This is a genomic window from Nocardioides sp. (assembly GCF_036401255.1).
Classification (GTDB): domain Bacteria; phylum Actinomycetota; class Actinomycetes; order Propionibacteriales; family Nocardioidaceae; genus Nocardioides.
Genome location: NZ_DASWVI010000338.1, coordinates 1 through 5,633, shown reverse-complemented (window position 1 = coordinate 5,633; position 5,633 = coordinate 1). Strand labels below are relative to the sequence as shown.

The following is a 5,633-nucleotide window of genomic DNA, read 5'->3' as shown; positions in this document are numbered from 1 at the left end:
GGTCGTGCCGCTCGCCCGGGCGACCGTGTCCGGGTCGAGCTGCGAGCCGCACGCGGCCGGCGCGATGCACAGGGCACCGACGGCGAGCAGCGTCCGCGGGCTACGCATCGTTTCCCTCCCAGGAACCAGAACACGTCTCGTCGCTCAACGACCCGGCCGGGACGAAGTGACGCAGGACACACACGGCGCTCGCCCGCCTCAGCTGGTCGACGTGCCGCTGCACTGGTACTTGGTGCCACCGACCGGCACCCAGCGGCCCTTCTGCAGCTGGATGAAGCGCCAGCACTCCCCGGTGTGCCGCGGCCCGACGTGCTGGGGCGAGTGCAACCCGTTGGCGGTCCAGTCGTCGACCTTCGCGATGTCGGCGAGCAGCGTGGAACGGCTCAGCTTGCCGCCCAGAGCCGTCGCGCGCTCGACGAAGAGCCGGGCCGCCGACCAGGAGAACAGGCCGAAGAAGCTGGGCTCGGCGCCGGGCTTCACCTGCTGCAGCCAGCTCATGTACAGCTGGAGCTCCTTGTTGCTCGACGCCTCCTCGAACGGCGTGAAGTTGATGAACACCGTGGTGCCCTCGACCGCGTCGCCGCCGTTCTCGACGAACTCCTTGGTGTACGCCGTGGGGTCGAGCATGTAGACCTCGGGCTTGAAGCCCTGCTGCTGCATGGCGTCGGCCAGCCGGACGAACTGTGCGGACGCGCCGATCATCTGCACGTACTCGATGCCCTTGTCCTTCATCTGCTGGACGTAGGGCGAGTAGTTGAACTCCGAGATGTCGATGCCCTGGACGTAGTCGAACTTCATGCCGCGCTTCTGCATCGCGGCCACCTGGGTCTTGGCGTTCTCCGAGGCGGCGCCGGCGTTGATGTAGAGCATCGCGGCGTGCGCGGCGGCGTCGGGATGGTTCTTCTTCACGAAGTCCGGTACGGCGTTCTGGAACTCGGTCGCGACCGTCGACTGCGCGCCGTAGCAGGTCGTGCAGTCCTGGCGGTCGAACGTCACGGACGCCGAGCGGATGTCCGGCAGCCCGCAGGACTGGGCGGTCGAGGCGCCACCGGAGTCGAACGCCGACATCGACCCGATCATCGCGAACGTCTCGTCGCACGCCTTGGTGTAGGCCTGCTGGTCGGCGGCGGCGTCGGTGCGGCTGTCGTAGGTCTTGAGCTGGAGCTTGTGCCCGCACAGCTCGCTGGTGGCGTTGTAGTAGGCGACGTACGCGCGCACCGCGTCCTGGCTGGCCTCGAACAGCCCCGGCACCGGGCCCGAGATGTCGGAGGAGTTGCCGATCGTGATCGTGTCGCCGGTGATGCCGGTCTGGTTCTTGAAGCCCTCGCAGCTGCCGGCCTTGGTGCCGCCGGTCGCGGAGTTGTCACCCGTGCCCTTGGTGCCCCCGTCGCCCGTGCCCCCGGACCCGGTCGAGCCCCCGCCCCCCGAGCTGGAGCCACCGCCGGTGTCCCCGGCCGCGTCGGGCACCGAGCCGTCCGGACCGGCGGTCCCGCCGTCCGCGCCGACCACCTGCCCGTCGGAGCCGATCGTGGTGCCGTTGACCTGGGCGACGGTGTCGGGGTCGAGCTGCGAGCCGCACGCGGCCAGGCTCAGCGCGAGCAGCGCGCCCAGGGCGGGCACGACGCGACGGATCGGAAGCACGGACCCTCCCAGGGCAGGACTAGAACACGTATCAGTTCTGTCCAACGAGGGAGGCCGCCGAAGGTGACGCAGGACACGTCGGGGACCACGTCTCGACCAGACGCGAGCCCGGGCCGCGCGGCCCGGGTCCGCTCAGCCCGGAGCGCCGCTCGGCGTCTCGGTCGGCTGCGTGACGTCGGGCGGGTCCTCGGGCAGCCGCAGCGGCGTGTAGTTGCCGGTCTCGTACTCGCCGTTGGTCTGCAGGGTCACCCACTGGATGCCGACCGGCCGGCCGCCGTGGTAGGTGATCAGGCTGACCTCGGCCGGGCGACGGGGCTTGCTGCCGAGCGCGATGGCGTACGCCGCTCCCCCGGCCGTGCCGGTCGTGTACTTGTAGCCGACCTCGCCGTTGCTGCCGATGATCCGCTCGGGCCCCTCCCGCACGTGCAGGTGGCCGCCGACGACCAGGTCGACGCAGCCGCGGGCGAGCGCCTCGTCGCCGAGGTGGGCGTCGTGGACGAGCAGGGTCCCGACCCGCTCGTCGGCGTCGCAGGCGGCGTCGGCGAGCCGCGAGCCGACCTCCTCGAAGGACAGCCCGGTCTCGTCGCGCCAGCTCCCCAGGCCGCTGGAGCGCGGGTCGTCGACGCCCAGCAGCGTGGACCCGCCGGGCCCCTCGACGACCTCGCCGTCGAGCATCGTCCAGCCGTGGTCGGCGAGGTAGGTGTGCACGAAGTCGCCGTTGTCGTGGTTGCCGGCGACGCCCCACCGGTCGAACCCGTCGAACGCCTCGGTCACCGAGTCGAGGGAGAACGCCTCCCAGGTGTTGCCCGACGAGGTGTCGTCGCCGCCGTCGAAGACGGCGGTCGCCCCCGCCTCGTCCGCGATCGCGCGGGCGACGGGGTCCATGCCGATGTTGTCGTGGCGGTCGGAGACGAACGCCACCACGGTGTCACCCTCGACGGGAGTGCGCAGCCCCAGCTCGGCGGCGTCGTCGGCCGCCTGGGCGTAGAACTTCTTGCTCCGGTCGTAGGTGTCGACCGCGCTCTCGATCAGCCGCCGGGTCTGGGCGGTGGTGACGTCGCCGCTGACCTCCACCCCGTCGGCCTCGGGGGGAAGCGGCACCTCCGGCCCGAGGAACTCCGAGAGCGGCATCCACGCCCCCTCCGCCCCGAGGTCCTCGTCGTCGTCGGTCCACGGCTGCCAGAGCGCGAGCGTCACGAGCGCCAGCACGACGAGGCCGAGCGCCACGTGCGGCGCGTGCACGCGGGCGGCCAGCTCCCGGCGCCGGACCGCGCCCACCAGCACCCAGCCCACCACCGGCGGCAGCCCGAGGACCCCGCCGCGCAGGGCCGCACTGATCGCCATCTCGCGCACCGCGTCGGTGACCTTCGCGATCTGGCCCTCGGGCTGCCCGGCGATCGCCGCGTAGCGCTGGATGAGCTGGTCGGTCGACGACGCGTCGGTCTTGCCGAGCCGGATGTCCACGCCGAGGAACCCCGGGGAGTCGACCCGCACGTCCGGCAGCACCGGGCCGGTGTAGAGGACGGCGTGGTCGGACAGGTTCGGGCGCACCACCGCGTCGTGGCCGGCCAGCACGATGGCGCGGCTGCTGGTGAAGAACAGCGCCAGCGCGATGAGGACCGAGCAGGCCAACCAGACCCCGACGTACGCCAGGGCCCGCGGGATCCGCCCGACGGTCAGCGACGCGACTCCGCGATCGCGTAGAGCGCCACGGAGGCGGCGACACCGGCGTTGAGCGACTCCAGCTGGTTGACCATCGGGATCGACACCAGCTGGTCACACGTCTCGGACACCAGCCGCGACAGGCCGTTGCCCTCCGAGCCGACGACGACCACCAGCGGACCGTCGCCCAGCTCGAGGTCGGGCAGGCTGACCTCCCCCTCGGCCGCGAGGCCGACGACCATGCAGCCGGCCTCCTGGTAGGCCTTGAGCTGGCGGACCAGGTTGACCGTCTGGGCCACCGGCAGCCGCGCGGCCGCGCCGGCGCTGGTCTTCCACGCCGAGGCGGTCATGCCGGCCGAGCGGCGCTCGGGGATCAGCACGCCGTGCGCGCCGAACCCGGACGCGCTGCGCACGACCGCGCCCAGGTTGCGCGGGTCGGTGACGGAGTCGAGCGCCACGATCAGCGGCGGCGCCCCGCTCTCGGCGGCGGCGTCGAGCAGGTCGTCGGGGTGGGCGTACTCGAAGGGCGGGATCCGCGCGGCCAGCCCCTGGTGGACCGCACCGCCGGTCATCCGATCCAGCTCGGAGCGGGTGACCTCCTGGATGTTCAGGCCGCGCTCCGCCGCGATCGCGAACGCCTCGCGCAGCCGACCGTCGCGCTCGGCGCCCTCGGCGACGTACACGCCGGTCACCGGTACGCCGGCGCGGAGGGCCTCGACGACCGAGTTGCGCCCGGCCACCCACTCGGCCTCGGTGCCGGTCTTGCGCTTGGGCCGGCGCGCCGCGGACTTCTCCGCACGCTTGGCGGCCTTGTAGGCCTGGTGGTAGGGCCGGTCCTTGGCCTTCGGCGTCGGCCCCTTGCCCTCGAGCCCGCGCCGGACCCGGCCGCCGGACCCGGCGGTCGGGTTGCCCTTGCCGGACTTCTTGATCGCGCCCTTGCGCTGCGAGTTGCCAGCCACGTCAGTGTCCTTTTCGGTGGTCGAGTAGCCCGCGAGGAACGAGCGGGCGTATCGAGACCCCGGCCATCAGCCCAGGCTCCACTTCGGTCCGTCGGGGGTGTCTTCGAGCTGGACGCCCGCCGCATTGAGTCGGTCTCGGATCGCGTCGGCCGCCGCGAAGTCGCGCTCGGCGCGAGCCTGCTGCCGCTGTGCGAGCAGGTCCGCGACCAGTGCCTCGATCACGCTCTCGAGCCGTTCGGCCGTCTGACCGCCACCTCGAGAGCTCCACGCCGGGTCGGCCGGGTCCAGGCCGAGCACGCCGAGCATGGCCACCACGGAGGCCGCGTTGCCGCGCAGCGCCGGTGAGTCGCCGGCCCCGAGCAGCTTGTTGCCCTCGCGGACCACCTCGTGGATCGCGGCGACGGCCGCGGGCGTGCCGAGGTCGTCGTTCATCGCGTTCACGAAGTCCGCGCAGGGCATGCCGCCGGCGGTGATCCCGCCGAGCACGTCCGTAGCGCGCGCGAGGTAGTGCTCGATGCGCCGGAAGCCGGCGGCGGCCTCGTCGAGCGCCTCGAAGCTGAACTCCACGTGGCTGCGGTAGTGCGCGGCCACCAGGTAGTAGCGCAGCTCGATGCCGCGGTACTTCTCCAGCACCGCCGGGATCGTCAGCGAGTTGCCCAGCGACTTGCTCATCTTCTCGCCGGCGGTGGTGATCCAGGCGTTGTGCATCCAGTACGTCGCGAACGGCCGGCCGGCCGCGCGCGACTGGGCCTGCTCGTTCTCGTGGTGCGGGAACCGCAGGTCGACGCCGCCGCCGTGGATGTCGAAGGCGGGGCCGAGGTACTTCCCCGCCATCGCCGAGCACTCGATGTGCCAGCCCGGGCGTCCCGGGCCCCACGGGCTCGGCCAGGCGGCTGTCTCCGGCTCCGAGTCCTTCTTCCAGCCCTTCCACAGCGCGAAGTCGCGGGGGTCGCGCTTGCCGCGCGGGTCGGCATCGCCCGCGTCCTGCATCTCGTCGACGCGCTGCCCGCTGAGCTCGCCGTACGACGGCCAGGACCGCACGTCGAAGTACACGTCACCCGATCCGTCCTCGGCGGCGTAGGCGTGACCCCGGCCGATGAGGGTCCGGATGATCTCGATCATCTCCGGGACGTGACCGGTGGCGGCCGGCTCGTAGGTGGGCGGGGCGACGTTGAGGGCGTCGTACGCGCGGTCGAGCTCGATGCGCATCGCGTACGCGAGGTTGTACCAGGGCCGGCCCTGCTCGGCCGACTTCACCAGGATCTTGTCGTCGATGTCGGTGATGTTGCGGATGAACGCGACCTCGTAGCCGCGGGCGGTGAGCCAGCGCCGCAGCACGTCGAAGTTCACGCCCGAGCGGACGTGGCCGAC

4 protein-coding genes are annotated in these 5,633 nt (G+C 72.2%); all 4 read right to left on the bottom strand.

The features are described 5' to 3' along the window. Window positions 1–198 precede the first annotated feature (198 nt). Entirely contained in the window at window positions 199–1,641 is a 1,443-nt protein-coding gene (locus tag VGD85_RS15665; protein ID WP_331064365.1) for an ABC transporter substrate-binding protein, read from the bottom strand. A gap of 132 nt (window positions 1,642–1,773) precedes the next feature. Continuing rightward, window positions 1,774–3,273, bottom strand: coding sequence for a metallophosphoesterase (locus VGD85_RS15660; RefSeq protein WP_331064364.1), 1,500 nt, complete (start codon window positions 3,271–3,273; stop codon window positions 1,774–1,776). 44 nt (window positions 3,274–3,317) lie between these two features. Next, window positions 3,318–4,262 carry a 23S rRNA (guanosine(2251)-2'-O)-methyltransferase RlmB gene (gene rlmB / locus VGD85_RS15655; protein ID WP_331064363.1) on the bottom strand — a complete coding sequence of 315 codons (945 nt, stop codon included), beginning with the start codon at window positions 4,260–4,262 and terminating at the stop codon, window positions 3,318–3,320. 66 nt (window positions 4,263–4,328) lie between these two features. Beyond that, a partial coding sequence (gene cysS, locus VGD85_RS15650; protein ID WP_331064362.1) for a cysteine--tRNA ligase occupies window positions 4,329–5,633 on the bottom strand: 1,305 nt, incomplete at its 5' end.